The organism is Vibrio sp. vnigr-6D03 (assembly GCF_002835515.1).
In the GTDB taxonomy this organism is placed as follows: Bacteria; Pseudomonadota; Gammaproteobacteria; order Enterobacterales; family Vibrionaceae; genus Vibrio; species Vibrio penaeicida.
Map to the genome: position 1 here is coordinate 41,033 of NZ_PIZL01000028.1, position 21,816 is coordinate 62,848.

The 21,816-nt window shown below is 44.3% G+C and carries 21 protein-coding genes; 4 read left to right on the forward strand and 17 right to left on the reverse strand.

Annotation, left to right across the window (positions count from 1 at the left end):
* Positions 1-61 precede the first annotated feature (61 nt).
* The 5 genes from hemN to CW749_RS22015 form a co-directional block, all read right to left on the reverse strand.
* Complete coding sequence (gene hemN / locus CW749_RS21995; RefSeq protein WP_101114545.1) at positions 62-1,453, reverse strand: oxygen-independent coproporphyrinogen III oxidase; 1,392 nt, start codon at positions 1,451-1,453, stop codon at positions 62-64.
* 176 nt (positions 1,454-1,629) lie between these two features.
* Positions 1,630-2,124: a DUF2489 domain-containing protein gene (locus CW749_RS22000; protein ID WP_101114546.1), complete on the reverse strand. Its 495-nt coding sequence runs from the start codon at positions 2,122-2,124 to the stop codon at positions 1,630-1,632.
* Positions 2,125-2,135: 11 nt separating this feature from the next.
* Positions 2,136-2,690, reverse strand: coding sequence for a Der GTPase-activating protein YihI (yihI, locus tag CW749_RS22005; protein ID WP_101114547.1), 555 nt, complete (start codon positions 2,688-2,690; stop codon positions 2,136-2,138).
* A complete protein-coding gene (locus tag CW749_RS22010; protein ID WP_101114548.1) occupies positions 2,677-3,327 on the reverse strand; it encodes a class I SAM-dependent methyltransferase in 651 nt (216 codons plus the stop codon). Before CW749_RS22010 ends, yihI begins: the two co-directional genes overlap by 14 nt.
* A gap of 186 nt (positions 3,328-3,513) precedes the next feature.
* Entirely contained in the window at positions 3,514-4,131 is a 618-nt protein-coding gene (locus CW749_RS22015; RefSeq protein WP_101114549.1) for a c-type cytochrome, read from the reverse strand.
* 150 nt (positions 4,132-4,281) lie between these two features.
* On the opposite strand from CW749_RS22015, the gene yihA reads away from it, so the two are divergent.
* The gene (gene yihA / locus CW749_RS22020) at positions 4,282-4,938 is read left to right on the forward strand and encodes a ribosome biogenesis GTP-binding protein YihA/YsxC (protein ID WP_101114550.1); all 657 of its coding nucleotides are present in this window, start codon (positions 4,282-4,284) and stop codon (positions 4,936-4,938) included.
* A 750-nt stretch (positions 4,939-5,688) separates the two neighbouring features.
* Here yihA and polA read toward each other — a convergent pair.
* From polA to hemB, 3 genes are all read right to left on the reverse strand, one after another.
* Entirely contained in the window at positions 5,689-8,484 is a 2,796-nt protein-coding gene (gene polA / locus CW749_RS22030) for a DNA polymerase I (protein WP_101114551.1), read from the reverse strand.
* Positions 8,485-9,331: 847 nt separating this feature from the next.
* A complete protein-coding gene (locus CW749_RS22035) occupies positions 9,332-9,766 on the reverse strand; it encodes a GNAT family N-acetyltransferase (protein ID WP_101114621.1) in 435 nt (144 codons plus the stop codon).
* A 69-nt stretch (positions 9,767-9,835) separates the two neighbouring features.
* On the reverse strand, positions 9,836-10,879 hold the full coding sequence (gene hemB, locus CW749_RS22040) for a porphobilinogen synthase (protein WP_101114552.1): 1,044 nt from the start codon (positions 10,877-10,879) through the stop codon (positions 9,836-9,838).
* 175 nt (positions 10,880-11,054) lie between these two features.
* Here hemB and CW749_RS22045 point away from each other — a divergent pair, with 175 nt between their 5' ends.
* Positions 11,055-11,819, forward strand: coding sequence for a TatD family hydrolase (locus tag CW749_RS22045; RefSeq protein WP_101114553.1), 765 nt, complete (start codon positions 11,055-11,057; stop codon positions 11,817-11,819).
* 60 nt (positions 11,820-11,879) lie between these two features.
* Here the strand turns inward: CW749_RS22045 and tatC are convergent, their stop codons facing one another.
* From tatC to rmuC, 7 genes are read right to left on the reverse strand one after another with little or no spacing between them, the layout of a single operon-like run.
* A complete protein-coding gene (gene tatC / locus CW749_RS22050) occupies positions 11,880-12,632 on the reverse strand; it encodes a twin-arginine translocase subunit TatC (RefSeq protein WP_101114554.1) in 753 nt (250 codons plus the stop codon).
* A 54-nt stretch (positions 12,633-12,686) separates the two neighbouring features.
* Entirely contained in the window at positions 12,687-13,025 is a 339-nt protein-coding gene (gene tatB, locus CW749_RS22055) for a Sec-independent protein translocase protein TatB (RefSeq protein WP_101114555.1), read from the reverse strand.
* A gap of 3 nt (positions 13,026-13,028) precedes the next feature.
* Positions 13,029-13,277, reverse strand: coding sequence for a Sec-independent protein translocase subunit TatA (tatA, locus tag CW749_RS22060; protein ID WP_101114556.1), 249 nt, complete (start codon positions 13,275-13,277; stop codon positions 13,029-13,031).
* A gap of 58 nt (positions 13,278-13,335) precedes the next feature.
* The gene (gene ubiB / locus CW749_RS22065; protein WP_101114557.1) at positions 13,336-14,970 is read right to left on the reverse strand and encodes a ubiquinone biosynthesis regulatory protein kinase UbiB; all 1,635 of its coding nucleotides are present in this window, start codon (positions 14,968-14,970) and stop codon (positions 13,336-13,338) included.
* On the reverse strand, positions 14,967-15,572 hold the full coding sequence (locus tag CW749_RS22070) for an SCP2 domain-containing protein (RefSeq protein WP_101114558.1): 606 nt from the start codon (positions 15,570-15,572) through the stop codon (positions 14,967-14,969). The genes ubiB and CW749_RS22070 overlap by 4 nt, the downstream gene beginning before the upstream one ends.
* A gap of 7 nt (positions 15,573-15,579) precedes the next feature.
* Complete coding sequence (ubiE, locus tag CW749_RS22075; RefSeq protein ID WP_101114559.1) at positions 15,580-16,362, reverse strand: bifunctional demethylmenaquinone methyltransferase/2-methoxy-6-polyprenyl-1,4-benzoquinol methylase UbiE; 783 nt, start codon at positions 16,360-16,362, stop codon at positions 15,580-15,582.
* A 40-nt stretch (positions 16,363-16,402) separates the two neighbouring features.
* Entirely contained in the window at positions 16,403-17,905 is a 1,503-nt protein-coding gene (gene rmuC / locus CW749_RS22080; RefSeq protein WP_101114560.1) for a DNA recombination protein RmuC, read from the reverse strand.
* Positions 17,906-18,022: 117 nt separating this feature from the next.
* Here rmuC and CW749_RS22085 point away from each other — a divergent pair, with 117 nt between their 5' ends.
* Positions 18,023-18,925, forward strand: a complete 903-nt coding sequence (locus tag CW749_RS22085; RefSeq protein ID WP_101114561.1) for a DMT family transporter — start codon at positions 18,023-18,025, stop codon at positions 18,923-18,925.
* A 70-nt stretch (positions 18,926-18,995) separates the two neighbouring features.
* Here CW749_RS22085 and CW749_RS22090 read toward each other — a convergent pair whose 3' ends face one another.
* Positions 18,996-19,346: a DUF413 domain-containing protein gene (locus tag CW749_RS22090; protein WP_101114562.1), complete on the reverse strand. Its 351-nt coding sequence runs from the start codon at positions 19,344-19,346 to the stop codon at positions 18,996-18,998.
* A 214-nt stretch (positions 19,347-19,560) separates the two neighbouring features.
* Between CW749_RS22090 and CW749_RS22095 the strand changes: the two genes are divergently transcribed.
* Entirely contained in the window at positions 19,561-20,448 is an 888-nt protein-coding gene (locus CW749_RS22095; protein WP_101114563.1) for a LysR family transcriptional regulator, read from the forward strand.
* A gap of 132 nt (positions 20,449-20,580) precedes the next feature.
* Here the strand turns inward: CW749_RS22095 and CW749_RS22100 are convergent, their stop codons facing one another.
* The gene (locus CW749_RS22100) at positions 20,581-21,810 is read right to left on the reverse strand and encodes a DegT/DnrJ/EryC1/StrS family aminotransferase (RefSeq protein WP_101114564.1); all 1,230 of its coding nucleotides are present in this window, start codon (positions 21,808-21,810) and stop codon (positions 20,581-20,583) included.
* Positions 21,811-21,816: the final 6 nt, after the last annotated feature.

Consider the following 21,816-nt stretch of genomic DNA (forward strand, 5'->3'; position numbering starts at 1 on the left):
AGACTCAAACACCAAAAAGGGGCATCTAGCCCCTTTTGTTTATTCAAATATTCCAGTTTCTCTAAATCACGCGTGAAAATTGCTGCTGACGTGCCTTATCTCGTAGGTATTTATCGAAGCACATACAGATGTTTCGAATCAACAGGCGACCGCGCAACGTGACGCGAATTTCGCTGTCATCCACTTCGACCAACCTGTCATCCACAAAAGTTTGCAACAGTTCTAAGTCTTCTTTGAAGTAGCGGTTAAACTCAACATCAAATTCATTTTCAATAAACGTTTTATCCAGCTTAAAGTTACAGATTAGCTGTTTTATGACTTCACGTCTCAGCAGGTCATCGGAATCCAACGATACGCCCTTCCAAAGCGCATGACGCAGTTCATTAACTTGGGCGTAGTATTTCTTCAGCTCTTTTTGATTCTGAGCGTAGCTGTCTCCAATCATAGAAATCGCAGACACTCCAAATCCCACTAAATCGCAATCGCCTTGCGTGGTATAGCCTTGGAAATTACGGTGCAGAATGCCCTCGCGCTGCGCGATTGCAAGCTCGTCGTCTGGTTGTGCAAAGTGGTCCATTCCAATGAATTGGTAACCTGCCCCCGTCAATGTGCCTATGGTATCTTGAAGAATCGCCATCTTCTCACTTGGCGCAGGTAAGTCAGCGTCTTTGATTTTACGCTGTGCGGCGAATAACTGAGGCATGTGGGCATAGTTAAACACCGATAAACGACCAGGTTGCATTTTCAGCACTTGCTCTAACGTTTTCGCAAAAGAAGCTTGGGTTTGCTTGGGTAAACCGTAAATCAAATCCAGATTGGTAGAGCGAAAACCGAGCTGTTTGGCTTTTTCAACCATGTCGATGATAAATTGCTCATCTTGCTCGCGGTTAACCAGTTTTTGTACTTCTTTATCAAAGTCTTGGACACCAATACTTAAACGGTTAAATCCTTCAGCACGAAGGTGATCAAGCATATTCAGCTCAATCTCTCTTGGATCAACTTCGATACTGATTTCAGCACTCGCATCAAATTGAAACTCTTCACGAAGCAGAGACATCAAGCGTGATATTTGAGCCTTATCAAGGAAGGTTGGAGTTCCCCCTCCAAAATGCAATTGCGTCACATGGCGATGGTGAAGTAAAGAAGCACGTTGTCGAATTTCATGCTCTAGTACATCTAGGTATTCATCCGCTTTATGCTGATGACGTGTGATCACCTTATTACAACCACAGTAGTAGCAAAGCTTGTGGCAAAACGGAATATGCACGTACAGTGACAATGGGCGCTCTGGGTATTGCGCACAAGCCATATCGAATTCAGCAATGGTATAGGCTTCATGAAATTCCAACGCGGTTGGATAAGAGGTGTATCTCGGCCCTGAGTAATTGTATTTATCTAATACAGTTTGATCCCAAACAATTTGCTCACTCGACATTGTTTTGTGACTCGACATCGCTTTGTGCTTCCGGTTTAGTGCTTAGGGGCGTATTTTGCCATATCACAATGATGGTGACGGTATACGCTGTCAGATTTAATAATAGAAATGTTCAGAAGTGCTAGTGAGATCACTCGCACTCTGAGATCGATCCCAGAACACGATCTGGGTCGATCCACATGATGATAAATAAATCAGGAAGCGATCACATTGATATTGATCTGGTTGTTCAGCGGTTTGATTTTGTCTTTGAGTATTTTAAGCTCTTCGACAATGGCATCATTTAAACGAACTTCTGCTTTCTGGCGAGCCAGAGTCTGCTGCATGCGTTCTTTCTTCGCCAGTGTTTGTCTATCTTCTCCGCGAGCCATATCCTTAACGACATGATACAACTCAGCAATTGCAGGGTATTCTTTATCGAAATCAATTCGATCTTCACCCTGCACGTAATCTAGGATGCAATACACGCGAATGCTGATTTCAGACAGATCACATTGCCCCTGAATTCCAGCCGCGCAAAGAGTATCAACGTTTTCAAAAATGTTGGCATTACGCTTATCAATCGCCAGCGCTTTGTGTTTCGCTTGCAGTTCCTTCTGCTTTTTCAGTTGCAGTAAAAGATAACCTGCGTACGCGGCCAGCCCCAAAATGATGAGCCCACCAATCACAGCTAATGCGGTTACTGACATTACTTTCTCGCCTATTCTTTCAAGTTATCTATATCTATATCTAGATCTTCGAACTGAGAGAGTAAATCATCGTCAGATTTCGCTTTAGCAGGTGCTTGAAACGCTTCTTCAGTTTCTTCTACTTCTGGTTCCATCAACCCAAGTTGATTCATCAGAACTTCGATACGATCCAGTTTTTCATCCACGAACTGTTGTAGACCTTTGCCCAAGCTTTCGCCTGCGTCGATTCGATCTAGTAATACAGCCAGCTGCGCATCATTTTCCAACATTTCAAGCTCTTGCTCAGCAGAAAGGCGACGCTCTTGCTTCGTTGGCTTTTTCGTTGGCTCAATAATCAACGGAATCTTTTTCTTGCTACCCAAGCGAGGGTCACGTTTTTGACCGTTGCCAGAGTGCTTCGATTCAGAGGCTTCAGAATGACGGCTACCCGACTTCAAACCTTTACGTTTTTTCAGCTTTTTACGCAAACGACCTTCAACGTCAGATTCGCTGCGATTACGCGTTACAATTACTTCAGGTTCGCCTATTACGGCACCTGGTTTTCTAGATTTTTTACTTCGACTCATTACTGGGTTTCCTCAGTAAAATTACATCATTGCCAATAAACTCGAGTTGGAGTCCGTCCCGTCGCGCTAAGTATTGAAACGTTGCACGACTAAAAAAGATCACATGTGTAAGATCATTTTTATAATGCCATCCAGCAAACGCTTCAAGGCTAATCACCATTTTGGTCATTATCCCTAGCCATCCGCCTGGTTTGACTAAACTCAACCATTGCTGCCACACTTTATCGGGTTGATAGAGATGTTCTATTACCTCGGTGGCAGTTACGAAATCATACGCTCTTTCAAGTACCCTCTTATCAGGATAATAGTAGAGATCGTAAAGAGAAACGGTATGCCCGCTCTCTTCTAACATGAGAGACAGTGTTGGTCCGGGTCCACAACCAAAATCCAGCCCATGTGAATGCGGTTTGACTCGCTCAATTATCGGCGTGGACATTCGGCTCAAAAAACGACGGTATCCTTCATCAGAAGGGTCATTCTCGTGCCAATCATACATGGTCTTTTCTTCTTCTGCCGTCAAGCGCTGATTGGGATCAACAAACACCAATTCGCATTGCTGACATTGATGATAGCGTCGACGACGGTCTTCAAAGTAGTCGGAAGTCTGCGATGAGTCGCAGAGCGGACATACATGCATGTAGGCATCCTCAGTTAGGGATGCGAAACATACCAGAAAGTGAGGTTAGAGTGGAGTTTTATTGAGCACTTTCTGCTTAATCATGGTAAAAAGAGCCGTTGATGGGATTGAAACGCAAAAAGCGGCAAAAAAATCGCCGCTTTTTAGTCTCAATAAAGACAATATAGGGTTGCCTTCAAATAAGGCTTAGTGCAAACCGCCCATGTATTTGGACAGTATGTCGATGTCTTCGTCTGTCAGCTTTTTCGCGATATCACGCATCATTGCGTTCATATCGTTGTTGCGATCTCCGGAGCGGAATTTAACCAATTGAGCTTTGATGTAATCAGGATGTTGCCCCGACACTTTAGGAAATCCTGAAAGCTCAGTACCGTTACCACGAGGACCATGACAAGCAATACAAGCTGTTACGCCACGCTGCATATCGCCGGCGGCGTACAGTACTTTACCGCGATCGACCACTTCATCAGGAGTCGTACTTTCTGCGGTTGTCAGTGACGAATAATAAGCAGAAAGATCTGCGATGTCTTCGTCTGACAATGGAACGGCCATGGCGCTCATAGCAGGATCATAACGACCTTGCTTTCCGCCTGTCTGCCCGCCTAGCTTGAGATCTTTTAACTGCTTCTCAAGATATTTGGCATGCTGACCAGCCAGTTTTGGATTAATTGGAATCAAACTGTTACCGTCTGCACCGTGGCAGGCTGCACAAGTAAGAGATTTTGCTTTACCAGCTTCAATACTACCTTGGGCCCATACAGAGCAGCTGGCTAATAAACTCAAGATTAGCACTAATTTTTTCATGACATTCCATTATAATTATCAAGCTTCCAGTACCACATGATGTGGTTGGCTATTGGTACAATAAAACGACCTTATGCCGAGCAGGGATATTTTACACAAATTCACAAAAAAGTAATCAATCGACTACACAAAGACGAGATGGAGTTAACAGTGAGCGCAAAAATTCATTACCAGAACACACATTTTATTACCAGCGCCCCTGACATACGTCACCTGCCAGAGGACAAGGGAATAGAAGTTGCGTTTGCTGGTCGCTCTAACGCCGGTAAGTCCAGTGCACTAAATCGACTAACTAACCAAAGAAGTTTAGCAAAAACCAGTAAAACTCCAGGTCGTACTCAATTAATTAACCTATTTAAAGTATACGACAACTGCCACATTGTTGATCTTCCAGGTTATGGTTTTGCACAAGTACCTTTGGAGTTGAAGAAAAAATGGCACCAGTCCTTAGGTGAGTACCTTCAAAAACGCCAATCGCTTAAAGGCTTAGTGGTTCTGATGGACATTCGCCATCCAATGAAAGATTTGGATCAGCAGCTTATTTACTGGGCTGTAGATTCAGGTATTCCAGTTCAAGTGCTGCTCACCAAAGCCGACAAGCTGAAAAGCGGAGCGAGAAAAGCCTCACTACTTAAAATCCGCGAAGCCGCATTAGCGTTCGGTGGCGAAGTGAAAGTAGACGCATTTTCTTCTTTGAAAGGCATTGGTGTTGACCAGTTGAGAGCGAAGATGGACGAATGGTTTGCACCAGCTCTAATAGAAGAGAGCGAAGAAGGTGAAATCCCATCACAACCAAATGAAGAATAAGCTGTTTTTCTCTTAGAGACAAAAGTCCCCACCTGTATTGGTGGGGCAACGGGAGAGAAATAGGAGGTATTATTATTATAGGTAAAAAGCATTCATGATCTCCTATCAAAACTCAAGGTCTTTCTCTACTTTTTTTTAAAAACTTGCCACCTGACACCTTTTACTATCAGGGCTTACTTGCATAAACCTCTTGTTTCACGCCTTCCATAACTAAATTTCACATCAAGCTTATTTTTCAGCAAAAAACATCTTGTTGATAATGCGGTTTTTTACTACAAAAAGCGCTTCAGTGAAGAAGTTTGAATAAATTTATTCGCATAAAATCGAAGCCATTAACTTGGCTATAAGAGGATTGGTTTGCAAAATTCTAGCGAATACGTTTTGAAATGTTTTCCATGGAGGAATGAGTTTGTGCGGAAAAGAGAAGTACTAAATACTCGACGTTACAATAATATGTTGTTTTTATTACAATAAAAAACGCCCCAGTCAAAAACTGACTGGGGCGGCTGAATCAGCCTAATCCAATAACGTGAAACAAAAGGTCTGAAAGATAGAACATCTTACCTCTGTACCCTACGAGAGATAATGTACAACATTTACTCAGGGATGAAAACTATTTTTGTAGTTTTTTTTCATCAATAATTTGTAAAAGTACATTAACACTTTATTTTACGCGACTTTTTTTAGCTCATAAAAAAGCCAGCGTGTGCGCTGGCTCATATATATTTACTAGATTAGAGCAAGATTTGGCTAGTGGGCTTGATCCCAGTTGTCACCGTGCCCTGCTTCCGCCACTAATGGGACATTTAGATCTGCTGCAGATTCCATCAGTTTTTGTACTTTACTTTCAACTTCGGAAAGAACTGACTCTTCTACCTCAAACACCAATTCATCGTGTACCTGCATCAGCAGTTTCACTTTTCCATCGCCTTCAGCTTGTATCCACTCATCCACCAGTAACATGGCTTTCTTAATAATGTCAGCCGCAGTTCCCTGCATCGGTGCGTTAATCGCCGCACGCTCTGCTGCTTTACGTCGCATACCGTTACGAGACTTTATCTCTGGTAGATGCAAACGACGACCTTCAAGCGTTTCGACAAACCCTTGCTCTGCTGCATTACTTCGTGTGTCTTCCATGTACTGCATCACGTCAGGGTAGCGTTCAAAATATTTATCCATATATCCCTGTGCTTCACCACGAGGAATACCCAGTTGTTTAGCAAGACCAAACGCACTCATACCATAGATGAGTCCAAAGTTGACGGCTTTAGCACGGCGACGTTGCTCGCTGCTGACCTGCTCAATATCGACACCCATGACTTCTGCGGCTGTTGCAGAGTGAATGTCTTTCCCTTGGCTAAAGGCATCTAGAAGCGCTTGGTCACCCGATAAGTGCGCCATGATTCTCAATTCTATTTGAGAGTAATCGACCGCGAGAATCTTCCAGCCATGAGGAGCAACGAATGCTTGGCGAATTCGTCGACCTTCTTCATTTCGAATAGGAATATTCTGCAAATTAGGATCGGTCGAAGAGAAGCGCCCCGTTGCTGTTACCGCTTGATGATACGACGTATGCACTCGACCTGTTGTCGGGTTGATCATCTTAGGAAGTTTGTCGGTGTAAGTAGATTTCAGTTTCGCTAAGCCGCGATACTCTAGAATCACTTTCGGCAACGGATAATCTAAGGCCAAATCTTGCAGGACTTCTTCATTCGTAGAAGGCGCACCCGATGGTGTTTTCTTTAAAACAGGTAGCCCCATTTTCTCAAACAATATGGCTTGAAGCTGTTTGGGAGAACTTAGGTTAAATTTATCGCCAGCAAGCTCGTACGCCTTTTGTTCCAGTTCATCCAACCGTACAGCTATTTCTTGTGATTGCGCGCCTAATAACATGTCGTCAATAATAACGCCCGTTCGCTCTATACGTGACAGCACTGGAACCAAAGGCATTTCGATGTCTTTGTATATATGGTTAAGCTTTTCATCTTGCTCTAGATTGCTGTAAATACGATTATGCAAACGAAGTGTGACATCCGCATCTTCCGCCGCGTAGGGTGAAGCTTCTTCCAAATCAATCTGATTAAACGTCAGCTGGTTTTTTCCTTTACCTGCGATCGATTCAAAAGACATGCAGCTGTGCTGTAGGAAGCGAAGCGCTAAGCTGTCCATATCGTGCTTACCGCCGACACTGTTATACACATAAGACGCTAGCATGGTGTCGTGCTTGATGCCCTGCATTTCGATGTCATAGCGAGCCAATATACTGGCGTCGTACTTCAAGTTCTGCCCCACTTTGGCAACATTACTGTCTTCTAGTAAAGGCTTGAGCTGCTCCAGTACCCAGTCTCGATCCAATTGCTCTGGTGCATCCAAGTAGTCATGTGCGACGGGCACATATGCAGCCACACCTTCTTCTGTAGCGAACGATACGCCTACAAGATTCGCTACCATGTAATCCAAGCTATCTGTTTCGGTATCAAACGCAATCAGCGGAGCAGCTTTCAGTTTTTCTAACCAAGCGCTAAAGCTCTCTTGTGTTAGCACCGTTTCGTACTGACTGCGATCAATCGAAACTGCACTGGTATCCATGCTGTCTACAGAAGCAGAAGAAGTAGAATTCGCCCCAGACGCATTGTTGCCAATGGCTTCTACTTCACCAGTACCGCCTTCAAGCAATTCATTTAGCCAAGACTTGAAAACCAATTGCCCATACAGCTTGATCAGCTCGTCTTTGTTGGGGGTTTCTTTTTTAAGGGTTTCAGGTGTCTCTTCTAGCTCAACATCCAGTTTAATGGTCGCTAACTCATAAGACAGGTATGCGTTCTCTTTGTTGTCTGTTAACTTTTTCGCCATGGTTTTTGAGCCACGGAAGCCAAGAGGTGCAATATCGTCTAAGTTTTCATAAAGCTTACTCAAGCCGCCAATGCCTTGCAGCAAAGCCGTTGCGGTTTTATCACCAACACCAGGAACGCCCGGAATGTTATCGACTTTATCCCCCATCAATGCGAGGTAGTCGATAATCAATTCAGGAGGGATGCCAAACTTGTCCACAACGCCTTCACGATCCATGACGACATTCGTCATAGTGTTTATCAGTGTGACGTTTTCATCCACAAGCTGCGCCATGTCTTTGTCGCCAGTGCTGATCAGTACCGGCATTCCCGCTTTTGAAGCCTGAGCGGCCAAAGTGCCAATCACATCATCGGCTTCAACGCCAGGCACACAGATAAGTGGAAGCCCCATGGCTTTAATAACATTGTGTAAAGGTTCTATCTGACAACGCAAATCGTCAGGCATTGGTGGGCGGTTAGCTTTGTATTCCGGATACATATCATCACGGAATGTTTTGCCCTTAGCATCAAAGATGACCGCAATTCGCTCAGAACTAAATTGGCGCATCATACTGCGCAGCATGTTCACCACGCCATAAACCGCATTGGTCGGTATGTCGCCATTACTCATGGTACCGGGGTATGCGTGAAACGCCCGATAAAGATACGATGAGCCATCAATGAGAATCAAAGGGTTGTCTGGTATGGTTGCCATAATCTGTCTGTCCAAATACAGTGCGAGAAATAATGGGCTTAGAATGCCATGACTCGACTTGGGATACCACGTTCGCAAACTCAAAATGAAGCTGGAGTGCCATTTCTCAGCCCACTGTTAAAGCGAGTCCCAAAAAGCACCTCTAAGAAAGAAGTTTGTTGCGCAACAAATCATAACCATAACTGTGGATAACTCTGTTGGTAAAAGTTACCCACAGATGATTAACAGTCAAAAAAACACTCTTATTTTCTTTTAAAACCCTTATAATACAATAAGTTAATCAAATAAAGATCCTAAGATCTTTGATCTTATCATGATCATGCCTTGTGGAAAATAATTTGAGTAAGAGAAAATAATCTAAAAAATCAATAGAAATATTTGATATTTTAATCAGCATTTAGAGTACGGTATTCAAAGGTAACGTAAGAAAGAACCATACTGAGTATTGGGTAGTCGATAACGAACAATCTATGGACCATTTGAGGTGAATTTACCGCCATTTATATGTTCTATACCACTATTCGAGGTTTGTTAAGCTTTCGAGGTAGATTGTGAAGTAGAAGAAAACGAAGCCGTAAAGGAGAGAAAAGGTAAATTTTAGATAAAAGAAAGCGACATCTAATGATGTCGCCTAGCAGAAGTGGCCGAAATGATGAAATATATCACTTCGCCTTAAAGCTAAATTACACTGGAAGCAATGTGAGCAATGTCGTGTCATTCAAGAATCAGTGCAAGTTCGCTTGAAACTGAAATCAATTCCTTTTGAACTGTTCCTTATTCCCTAAGACGAGTTCAATAATAATGATTCTCATTTGCAGGTCAATAGCTAAACGAGAATTTTTCTCATTTATTTTTTGATTTTTTTTATGAAATGGATTCGAGACTCTAGGATATCAGGATATTTTTCAACCATATCAACCAGATATCCGTTACGTATTAAGAGACGCAGCATAGACGGAAATTCATTGCGAGACTTCACATTTATTTGCTTATACCCACTTTTTATCGCCCATTTCTCCTGTTCTTCCAGTAAAAGTTGGGCGACTCCTCTTTTTCTTCCTTCAGGTAAAACACCGCCAAACCAGCTATAGAAACTGTCTTTATCCAGTTCGTAGCCTATTTTGAAACCAAGTAGATTGTCACCATCCTCAGCAATGAGAACAAGATTCACCTTATCTTTTAACCTCTTAGCTAAGTTAAGGACGGTTTCCTTGTGCACAAATTCAGGAATAGCGTTCGCTACGTTAATACACTCATCTAGGCTTCCCGTTCGAATTTTCATAATAACTCCAAACAAAAAAGCCGAACCATCAGGCTCAGCTTTTAAATGATAAAAACTATCGACCAACATTTATTTTGGTTGGGTATTCTCTTTCGCTTGAGCGCCTTCTTCCGCAAGCCACTCAGCCACGTCTTTTGCAAAATAAGTCAGAATACCGTCTGCACCAGCACGCTTAAAGCACAACAAAGATTCAAGTACTGTCTCGCGCTCCTTTAACCAACCATTCTGAATAGCGGCTTTATGCATCGCATATTCACCAGAGACTTGGTAAGCAAAGGTTGGAACCTGTAATTCGCTTTTTACGCGTCGAACCACATCCAGATATGGCATGCCTGGCTTAACCATTACCATGTCCGCACCTTCGTTGATGTCCATCGCGACTTCTTGCAATGCTTCATCACTATTAGCAGGGTCCATTTGATAGTTTTTCTTATCGCCACCTTTAAGATTAGATGCCGATCCGACCGCATCACGGAAAGGTCCGTAATAGTGAGAAGCGTACTTCGCAGAATAGGCCATGATCTGAGTATGGATATGACCCGCCTCTTCTAACGCCTCGCGAATTTTGCCAATTCGACCATCCATCATATCGGAAGGGGCAACAACATCGGCGCCAGCTTCCGCATGAGAGATAGCTTGCTTGATGAGCACTTCCGTCGTCTCGTCATTCAACACATAGCCATCTTCATCAATGATGCCGTCTTGCCCATGTGTCGTAAACGGGTCTAACGCAACGTCCGTGATCACACCAATATTTGGGATATGCTCTTTTAACAGCTTAACAGCACGCTGCACTAACCCATCAGGGCTATACGCTTCTGTCGCACACAGGCTTTTAGCGTCTTGAGTGACAACAGGAAAAAGCGCAATCGCTGGAACACCCAATTTAGACAAATATTCCGCTTCTTCTAGCATCAAGTCGATCGATAAACGCTCAATGCCCGGCATCGATTCTACTGGCTCGCGTCGGTTCTTACCCATCAAGATAAAGATTGGGTAAATCAAATCGTTAACTGTTACTTGGTTTTCTGCCATTAAACGGCGGCTGAAATCATGCTTTCGCATACGTCGCATACGGCGACCTGGAAATTGACCTTGGATGGAAACAGACACGCTATTCTCCTTGTCTGGAAAAATTCTGGCAGAAACTATATCACTCTCGCCTGATCACGCCAGTAAGAATCGACAAAAATGCCCTTAGACGCAGAGTTTTATAATCCCGAGCATGAGTTTTAAAATCTCAGGTATACTGAGACAAGAATTTTGTCATTAACACTCAAATACCAACATGATAGATACTCACGCTCACATTTACGCCGCAGAATTTGATGAAGACAGAGAAGCCGTTATTACTCGCGCTTTAGAACAAAATATAGACCAAATTTTAATGCCGAATATCGATCTCGATTCGATTGCACCCATGCTAAAAACGCAGGAACAATTCCCTGGTGTTTGTCACTCTATGATGGGGCTGCATCCTTGCTACGTGAATGCCGACGTCGAGAGCACTCTAGCTGAAATTTATTCTTGGTTTGATAAACATCATTTCATTGCCGTCGGTGAAATAGGTATTGACCTGTATTGGGACAAAACCTTTAGAACCGAACAAGAAAAAGCCTTCATAACTCAGCTCAATTGGGCAAAAGAGTTAGATTTACCGGTTGTGATCCACACTCGAGACTCAATTGAGCAAACTCTGCCTTTACTTGCTAAAGAACAAGACGGTCGCCTTTCGGGTGTATTTCACTGTTTTGGTGGAAGCTTAGAAGAAGCCAAAGCGATCAATGACTTAGGCTTTCATCTTGGCTTAGGTGGTGTGTCTACGTTCAAAAACGGCGGGATGGACAAAGTGATCCCTCATTTAGATATGGATTACGTGATTGTAGAAACCGACTGCCCTTACCTAGCACCAGTCCCTCATCGTGGAAAACGAAATGAGCCTGCTTACACTCAGCTTGTTGCCCAGCGCATAGCCGATCTTAGAGAATTATCATTAGACCAAGTCGATCAGATAACGACGCAGAATGCGAAAAAACTGTTCCGCTTATCGTAAGACTTGGTGTGAAAACATCGCTTCTAAAAATAAAAACTGCGCTCGAATGGCGCAGTTTTTTTATTCTTCCGGTTGCCCGATTTCTTGAGGTTCTCGTCGCCCATAGAAGCGAGCAAAGAATAGTCCTACCTCGAACAACAAACACATTGGAATCGCCAATAATGTTTGAGAGATCATATCAGGCGGCGTCAGCATCATGCCAACAACAAACGCTGCGACAACGATGTAAGGGCGCTTTTCACTGAGGCTTTTTACATCCGTAGCGCCAGTCCAGCACAATAAAATAATCGCAACAGGCACTTCAAAAGCAATACCAAATGCCATAAAGAGAGCCAACACAAAGTCCAGATAACTGGAAATGTCCGTCGCAAACTCTACGCCACCAAGGGAAATCGCAGTAAAGAAACCAAATACCAGTGGGAAAACCACAAAGTACGCAAACGCGACACCGCAATAGAACAACACTGAGCTCGAAAACAGCAGTGGCATGATCAACTTGCGTTCATGTTTATAGAGACCGGGGGCAACAAAAGCCCAGATCTGATAAAGAATCAAAGGAACAGCAACAAAAATCGACGCCACTAATGTTAACTTCAGAGGCGTAAAGAATGGCGATGCCACATCGGTCGCGATCATCGTCGCACCTTCCGGCAACCTTTCAATTAAAGGCGCGGAAACAAACTCATAGATTTCGTTGGCAAACCAGATCAACCCTAAAAAAACCACCATCACCGACACTATTGCTTTCAATAGTCGGTTGCGCAGTTCAATTAAGTGACTGATCAATGGTTGCGTTTGCTCAACAGAAGACATATCGAACCTCAACAACGGGGATCAAAAAAGAGCTGCCTGATGCAGCTCTTTACTTTACTCATCGGCTTTCTTATCTGAAGGTGCCGGGGCATCTTCTTTGTTTGCATAGGGCCTTTGTACATCCTGCGCTGCCTGTTTGAGTTCATCAACAGAGGCTTTTAAATCGGGAGAGAGATCTTCCATCCCCATTTGTTCCGCTTTACGCAGGTTATCTTGCAGCTCTTGCACTTTCAGCTCGTGCGACAATTCGTCTTTAACGTTATTTGCCATGCTTTTCGCTGCACCGACAAATCGAGAAACACTACGAATGGCAACGGGTAACCGCTCCGGACCTAAAACCACCAGCCCGACGACAGATATTAATACCAGTTCCCAAAAACCGATATCAAACACGTGTTACGCCTGCTCTTTGTTTTTAGCGGTATCAGTATCAGAAGTTGCGTCTGTTTTCTTCTGTTCGATGTTTTGCGTCTCAAAGTCAGCGTCTTTCTTTTCAGTCGATGCTTTGTCTTCGTCGCTCATCGCTTTTTTGAAGCCTTTTACAGCACCGCCTAAGTCGCCACCAATGTTACGAAGCTTCTTAGTTCCAAACAGCAATAGCACAATAACGGCTATAATAATTAGTTGGGTTACACTAATACCCATTTCGCTCACCTCGGGTTAGTTTTTGTAAAAATATAATCTTTTAAAGAAAGTCTACCGCCTAATTACGGTAAGCACGCCAACTAAACAACCAAAATGTGACACCAACGAGGCCACTGCTTAAAGCAAATGGTTCATATTGACTATCCAGTAAGATAGCCCCGCACACAATTAATGTTGCCCCAATTCCAAATAAAAACCTTCCGGTTCCTTGCTGGCGTTTGGATTGACGGTATCCTTGATAAAGCTTATCCATGCGCTGATCTAAAGCCCTACCTTGCTTAAGGCTATCGTACAACAGCTCAGGCAATTCTGGCAGTTTTTCTGCCCAAAATGGTGCTTTATCTTTTACTGCATTGATCACAGCCTGTGGACCCACTTGATTTGCCATCCAAGTTTCCAGAAATGGCTTCGCGGTTTTCCACAAATCAAGCTGAGGGTATAGCTGACGCCCCAGCCCTTCCACATAAAGAAGCGTTTTCTGCAAAAGTACCAGCTGTGGTTGCACTTCCATGTTAAAGCGTCGGGCGGTATTGAAAAGGTTGAGCAGTACATGCCCAAACGAGATCTCACCCAGTGGCTTGGCAAATATAGGCTCACACACCATGCGGATAGCAAATTCAAACTCCTGCACATTGGTGTCGGCGGGTACCCAGCCAGAATCCACATGCAACTCGGCAACTTTGCGATAGTCGCGATTGAAAAACGCCAACAAGTTTTCAGCCAAGTAGCGCTGATCTTCTCTGTTCAAGGTGCCAACAATGCCACAATCCAAGCCAATCCACATTGGATCGTCTGGATGTTCGGGCTTCACAAAGACATTTCCTGGGTGCATATCGGCATGAAAGAAGCTGTCGCGAAATACCTGAGTAAAGAAAACGCTAACAGCGCGCTCAGACAACAGGCTCATGTTCGTGCCGTTAGCGTGAAGCGCCTCTATGTCAGATACCTGAATACCATAGATCCGTTCAGATACCATCAAGGTTTCGCTGCTTAAATCTGAAATCACTTCGGGTACATACAGCTCTTTACTGCCTTCAAAGTTGCGTCTTAGCTGAATCGCATTAGCAGCTTCTCGTCTAAGGTCGAGTTCGTCCAGCAATGTTTTTTCGTATTCTCGAACCACTTCAACAGGTTTTAATCGCCTAGTTTCTGGCAATGCTTTGGCAACGATTTTCGCCATCCGATACATTAACTTCAAATCCGCGTCGATCACGGGTTTGATGTCTGGACGAATAATTTTCAGCACCACTTCGCGTCCGCTGTCTTTCAGCTTCGCAGTATGTACTTGGGCAATCGAAGCTGAGGCAAGCGGTTTGATATCAAAATCCGTAAACCAATTATCTAGGCTGCCGCCAAGTGCTTTCTCCATTTGATCTTTCGCTAGCTGACCATCAAAAGGGGCAACTTGATCTTGCAACAACGCCAATTGGTCGGCGATGTGAGGAGGAAAGAGGTCGCGGCGAGTCGACATCATTTGACCGAATTTAATCCAAACAGGACCTAGCTCTTGCAGTGCCAAACGAATGCGATTACCGAGTTCTTTGTCTTGATGTTTGTTTTTAAGCCAAAACAGCCCTTTACGAGCAAGAAGTGGGGCACGGGTAAGGTGATGTTCGGGTAATAATTCGTCCAGCCCATATTCAAGCTGAACTTTTACAATTCGATATAGGCGGCGTAATTCAGCTGGTGTCATGCTTTCTCCAGCAGTGCATTTAGGCGAGATTCTGTGCGTGCCACATCACTGGCAATATCGTCCACTTGATCACAAAAGTGTGCGACTTCAAGAGGAGGAGGCGCAATACGCCACTCTTCCGTCAACACTTGAGCGATATGATCTTGCTTTTTCTCGGCATTTTTTTTGACCCACTCAACGCTTTGCTTCGCGCTAGAGACAAAAGTATGGGCAATCACATCCCCTGTTACACGAGAAAGCCACTCTTCGAGATCGGGTTTGGCATCCGTTAATAATTGAGAGAACTTTTGTGCCAGTTGAATATCGCCTTCCAGCACCAATTTGTCTTGTTTGATCAGTTGCGTAATATTCGCCTGCTCACGTAACTCGGGCAAAACGCTTAGGCTCAAAGACAGATAACAGTCTGCGTCCCCTTCAAAATGTGCCAGCACGTCAATCTGCTGGCTAAAAATAAAGGTGAGGGTTTTGTTGATTTCTTTTACGTGAACCTGAATCACCTGCCCTTTCAGACGGGTCATGCGTTTCACTAAGGCAGGGTCATCCTGAATCAGGGTATTAAGCGTGGTTTCCACCACAGCGGTGACCAAAGGTTCAAATGGCATAGTAACCTCAGTATTTAAAGCCACGGTGTAATGCAACAATACCGCCTGTTAAATTGTAATATTTGGTTTGCTCAAAACCCGCTTCATCCATCATGCCTTTCAGTGTTTCTTGGTCTGGGTGCATTCGGATGGATTCCGCTAAATAGCGATAACTTTCAGCATCGTTGGCAATCAACTCGCCCATTTTAGGAAGCAAATGGAACGAATACGCGTCGTAGACTTTAGAAAGCGGCTCGAATACAGGTTTAGAAAATTCCAGAACCAGCAGACGACCACCAGGCTTAAGCACACGATACATTGAACGAAGCGCTTTTTCTTTGTCCGTTACATTCCGCAAGCAAAAACTGATGGTAATACAATCGAAGTGATTGTCTGGAAAAGGCAGTTCTTCCGCATTGGCTTGAACATAATTAACGTTACCTACGATGCCTTTATCGCGCAGTTTATCGCGACCCACATTCAGCATGGAATTGTTAATATCGGCAAGGATCACGTTCCCTTTTTCACCGACAATACGAGAAAATTTCGCTGTCAGATCGCCCGTACCACCACCCAAGTCGAGAACACGCTGACCAGGGCGTACGCCACTGCAGTCAATCGTGAAACGTTTCCACAACCGATGAATACCACCAGACATCAAATCATTCATGATGTCGTATTTCGCTGCAACCGAGTGGAATACTTCGGCCACTTTCTCCACTTTTTCTTCCTTGGCTACGGTTGTGAAGCCAAAATGTGTTGTGTCGTCAACGGGTGAAGCAGGGGTATTCTGAACGTTTGTTTCTGTCATCATTTTTCCTCGTAAACAATCCCTTGGGCATTGCGAGCGCTTAGTCTACTTTATCCTCAAGCGGTTGTCTTTCCACTAACGTGTCATTTTGCGCGATTTCCAACAGGGTATCTGGAATACTACGTTTAACTTCGACCCCAAGATCTTTGAAACTCTCCGCTTGCCGCACAACGTTGCCTCTTCCGGTAGCCAATTTGTTCATGGCACCCTGAAAATTCTGATTGGCTTTATCCAGTGCTCCGCCCAAACTCTCCATGTCGGTTAAGAATAGTCGGAGTTTGTCGTACAGCTTGGCTGCTCGCTCTGCAATGATTTGCGCGTTTTGATTTTGCCTGTCATTGCGCCATAAATTGTCGATGGTTCGTAGAGCCACCAGCAAGGTAGTTGGACTCACTATGATGATATTGTGCCTTATGGCGTCTTTCACCAAGCTTGGGTCGGCTTGAATGGCAACCTGAAATGCGGGTTCAACCGGTACGAACATCAGCACGTAATCCAAGCTCTGAATACCTTTGAGTTTCTGGTAATCCTTTTGACTGAGCCCTTTTATGTGTGCACGTAACGCAAGTAGGTGCTCACTTAATGCTGCATCGCGTTCAGGATCGGTGTCGGCGTGAAAATAGCGTTCGTAGGCAACTAACGCCATTTTGGAATCCACGACCACTTGCTTGTCGTGGGGTAAGTGAACAATCACATCGGGTTGATAACGCTTGCCAGCTTCGTCTTGTAAACTGACTTGCGTTTGGTATTCGTGCCCTTCACGAAGACCCGATTCCGCCAACACACGAGCCAGCACAACTTCGCCCCAATTCCCTTGCTGCTTGTTGTCCCCTTTCAGCGCTTGAGTCAAATTCAGGGCTTCTTGTGCCATTTGCTCATTGAGCTTTTGTAAATTACGAAGTTCGTGCACCAAGGTATGGCGCTCTTTAGCTTCATGCCCAAAGCTGTCCGACACTTGTTTTTTAAACCCTTCAATCTGATCTTTGAGTGGATTGAGCAACCCTTCTAAACTTTGGCGATTTTGTTGGTCAACTTTAGCGGTTTTATTTTCAAACAGTTGATTGGCTAAGTGTTCGAATTGTTGTTTGAGGCGCAGCTCTGCGTTCTCCAGCAACGCTAACTTTTCCTCACTGGCTTGCTGGGCTTGGTGATGGCGTGCATCCTGTTCACGCTGGCTGGCCTGTGCTTCTGCCAATTCACGTCGGAGTTGGTCAACGGTTGTAGCCAGGGCTTGTTTCTCTTGGCGAAGTGAATCTAGTTGCCTCAGTTTTTCCATCGCAACCAACATTTTTCCATGAGTCTGTTTTAACTCAAAGGCAGATTGGTCTCTGGCATTATCAAGTTCATCCAGATCTTGCTGTGCGGAAGCAAGTTGCTCGACGGTTTTTTGGTGGAGTTGTTTTTCTGTCTCCAGTTCTTGCTCTTGGCGCTGGAGTTCCAACCGCATTTTTTGTTTCACCCACCAGCCTGAAATGATCATTCCAGTGACAAAAATGCCAAAAGCGCTTAAAAGAAGCTGCTGATTCTCCACTATCCACTGCATAATGTTTGCCTAAGTTTTTGACTTAACTCTTTGATAGTATTTTTACACTGGATAAATGTCCAGTTTTTGGCTTCAGTCCAATCCATTTTCGCGCCCAGAAGTAAGGAAAAATGAAGAATGAAAAATGAGCGACAGGCGTTGATTTATGGCATAAGTGCCGTGCTTTTATGGTCTACGGTTGCCACCGCGTTCAAATTGACGTTGGCGGAATTTACCCCAATCCAGATGCTTACTGCGGCCAGTTTGGTTTCGGCCATGGCGTTGTTTGTGATTTGCGGTGTTCAGGGAAAACTCGGCCAGTTAAAAAGTACATTTGCCGCTAACCCTTGGTTTTATTTGTTGCTTGGGCTCATCAACCCACTCTTCTACTATTTGATTCTTTTCAAAGCTTACGACTTGTTGCCCGCTTCACAGGCTCAGCCCCTCAATTACAGTTGGGCAATCACACTGACATTAATGGCAGCGGTGTTTTTAGGGCAAAAGATTCGTAAACAAGACTGGGCGGCATGCCTACTTGGTTATGCTGGCGTTGTCGTCATTGCAACCAAAGGTAATGTGCTTGCGCTGGAATTTGAAAACCCATTGGGTGTTGGATTAGCTCTGCTTTCCACTGTTTTATGGGCAGGCTATTGGATATTAAACACCAAAAATAAAGCCGATCCTGTATTGGGTGTATTACTTGGGTTTCTCGTCGCGTTGCCGTTTGCTTTTGCCATCAGTTTTTATGAAGGAGCCAGTTGGGAGCACATTAGCCTAAAAGGCTGGGTAGCCGTAACGTATGTCGGGCTCTTTGAGATGGGTGTGACATTTGTTTTATGGCTAAGTGCCCTTAAGGCAACGGAAAATACCGCACGAATCAGCAACCTCATATTCACGTCACCGTTTATTTCGCTTATGTTGCTCGCGAGCATTATTGGCGAAGAGATTCACCCTTCTACCTTCATTGGGTTAGTGATGATTGTCGTTGGTTTACTCATTCAGCAAATAAAGCGTAAACCTAAAGCGAGCCAAAAAACTTAAATATATCCAAATGACAAAACGGCACCTCATCGGTGCCGTCAGTTTTGGAGTTAAACCCGCTTAACTCACTTTATTCGTCGTCGATTGTGATCAACTCTTCCGACTCTTCTTCAACCTGTTTACCTATCGTGTGAAGCGTGTGGAACGTGCGTCGACCATAAGCAATTTTGTGATATTTTAACCACACATTTTCAAGCTTTGTCTTGGCTTTTCCGGGGTTTTCCAGCACCTTAAGAAAGTGTTTTTCTTCGCTGTTTTCAGGTTCTAATTCACCATGCTGTAACGCATTGAGTGTATCACCATAAGTAGTGAGAAGATCGCACTCCATAAGAGTGAAGTCGCCGGATTTTCCAAATCCACGTGGAAACTTCTTATTATCGAAAAAACGTTTTTGTCCAACACGAACTTCGATGTCTGACATAGTTGCCTCAGATATTGATACAAATTAAAAGGTGTCATATGAGGTGAAAATTAGGACGTAAACTGAAAAAAGAAAAACAAATTATTTTTATCGTAAACACAAAAATCTATTATTGATTTGTAAGCCCCATAGATCTAAAAATGCATATAAAAAAATACTGGTTCCAATGAGCGTTAATTGGGTATCAAAACGGCTAAGCCACTCTGGATAAATTATGGATGTAAAAGTATTCCGTACGTTTCTCGAAGTTGCCCGAGTTCGTCACTTTGGACGAGCTTCAGAAAACCTCTATATCACACAAGCTGCAGTCAGTGCTCGGATCAAGCAGTTAGAAAGCTATTTCGATACCAGCTTGTTCATTCGCGATCGGAACAGCATTAAGCTTACCAGTGCCGGAGAGAAGTTAATTTCCTACGCGGAGATCATGGTGAACACGCTTCAGCAAGCCAAAACAGAACTCTCTTTAGCAGAAGATAAATCAATCCAATTAACTTTGGCTGGCACGCCCAACATCTGGGATGCGTATTTGCAGAATTGTTTGAGTGTTATCGCAGACACGTTTAGCGGCTATGCCTTTCAAGCAGAAGCGTTAGCGAGAGAAAATCTTAACCGGCGTTTATTGGAAAAAACGCTCGATATGGCGTTTGCCTTTGACCCCCTCAAATCAGACGAACTGGCTTGTAAGAAAGTAGCTGATTTGGTTCTGCTTTTGGTTTCGACGGAAAAAACCGATGCTCATGGCGCTTTAAACAACCGCTACGTGTACGTCGACTGGGGGACTCGATTTGCTTCGGAACACGCCGATCGGCACCGCAAGCTTGCTCCGCCATTACTTAGAACGTCCACTGCTCGTATTGCATTGGATTTTATCTTGGATAAGGGTGGCGCTGCCTATTTGCCCGCTTCGATTGTTGAACCCTTCGTAGCTTCTGGCCAGCTTCATCAAATCAAAGACATAGAGCCGTGGTATAGACCTATTTACCTGAGTTATCGCAAGGACACGTCGGCCATTGAAGCGGTGCAACGTATCGAAGGCATGGTAAAAGACATCGACCCACTCACCGCATTCAGCCTGCAACAAGCTGGGGAAATGGGCGTTTAGCTTTTAGCTTTTAGCTTTTAGCTTTTAGCTTCTAGTCGACCAGCAACCTTCAGCAATATGCCCTACCTAACATAAAAAAGGAGCGCCTCATTCGGCGCTCCTTTTAGACTCATTGCTCTTTAGCCAGACATTTTATTTTTTATAATGTTCGTACACCTTGTTAAAGGCGGCGTAGAAGGCTTCCATCAAATGTTCGTCGTACACTGGGTGCGTGTGAAATACCAACGTGGTTTCACCGAGCGTTTTTGCCATCGGGCAATCCGCTTGCCATTCTTCTAAAGAAGGTGACCCCTCCATATTGGCAAACGCTTGCTCTTTATAAATCTCTGGCCAAGGAACAGGGTAAGCAGGCACCCCTTCAGCAGCCATCGCATTCGCAAACGTTTTGATGTCGCAATCCAGCAGAGACATATCCAAAATGTACGGTGCCCACCAGTAAGAGTTCACTCTTTTTTCATCGTCAATAGGCAGGTGTGACACTAAAGGATGCTCTTCCAACAAAGCAGTCAAACGCTTACCATTCTTGATGCGCTGTTCTAAATTGCCACTGTTAAATTTCGCTAACTCTTTGATACCAATCGCCGACTGAATCTCGGTCATTCTGAAGTTGAAACCCAATCTCACGTGAATGTAGGGTAGCTTCTGCTCCAATTCAAACAAGTGCAGTCGCTTTTCAACATCAAAGCCGTGATCTCGGAACGAACGACATTTCCACGCTAGATCTTCAGAACCGACAAAAATCGCACCGCCTTCACCACCAGTGGTAATGTGCTTGCTTTGACAGAAACTAAAACATCCTGCATCACTCACGGTACCCAATAACTGACCATCGTATTGCGACCCTAGTGCCTGCGCACAGTCTTCTATCACCAGCAAGTTATGAGCTTTTGCAATGGCATTGATAGCGTCCATATCGCTGGGTACACCAAAAGTATGGACAACGAGAATGGCTTTGGTTTTTGGCGTAATATGACGCTCTAGCTTACTGGCATCCAATGTGTGGCTTTCGTCCACATCGGCAAAAACAGGTTTAGCACCGGCTTGCATGATGGAAAAAGCAGAGGCAATAAACGTGTATGGCTGACAGATAATTTCGTCACCGTCACTGATACCTAAAGAGGTGAATGCCGTATGCAAAGCCGACGTGCCATTGGTGGTCGTAATCACATGACCATCACCAAGGTAAGACTCAAGATCGGCCTCAAACTGGCGACCTCGGTTGCCCGTCCAGTAGTTAATTTCTCCGGTTTCTAAAATGTTCTCAATGTCTCCCAGTACCGATTTATCCAAACTCGGCCACGCTGGAAGCGGCTCAGAAACAATCGGCTCACCACCTAATAATGCTAAGGTTTTATTACTCATTTTTTA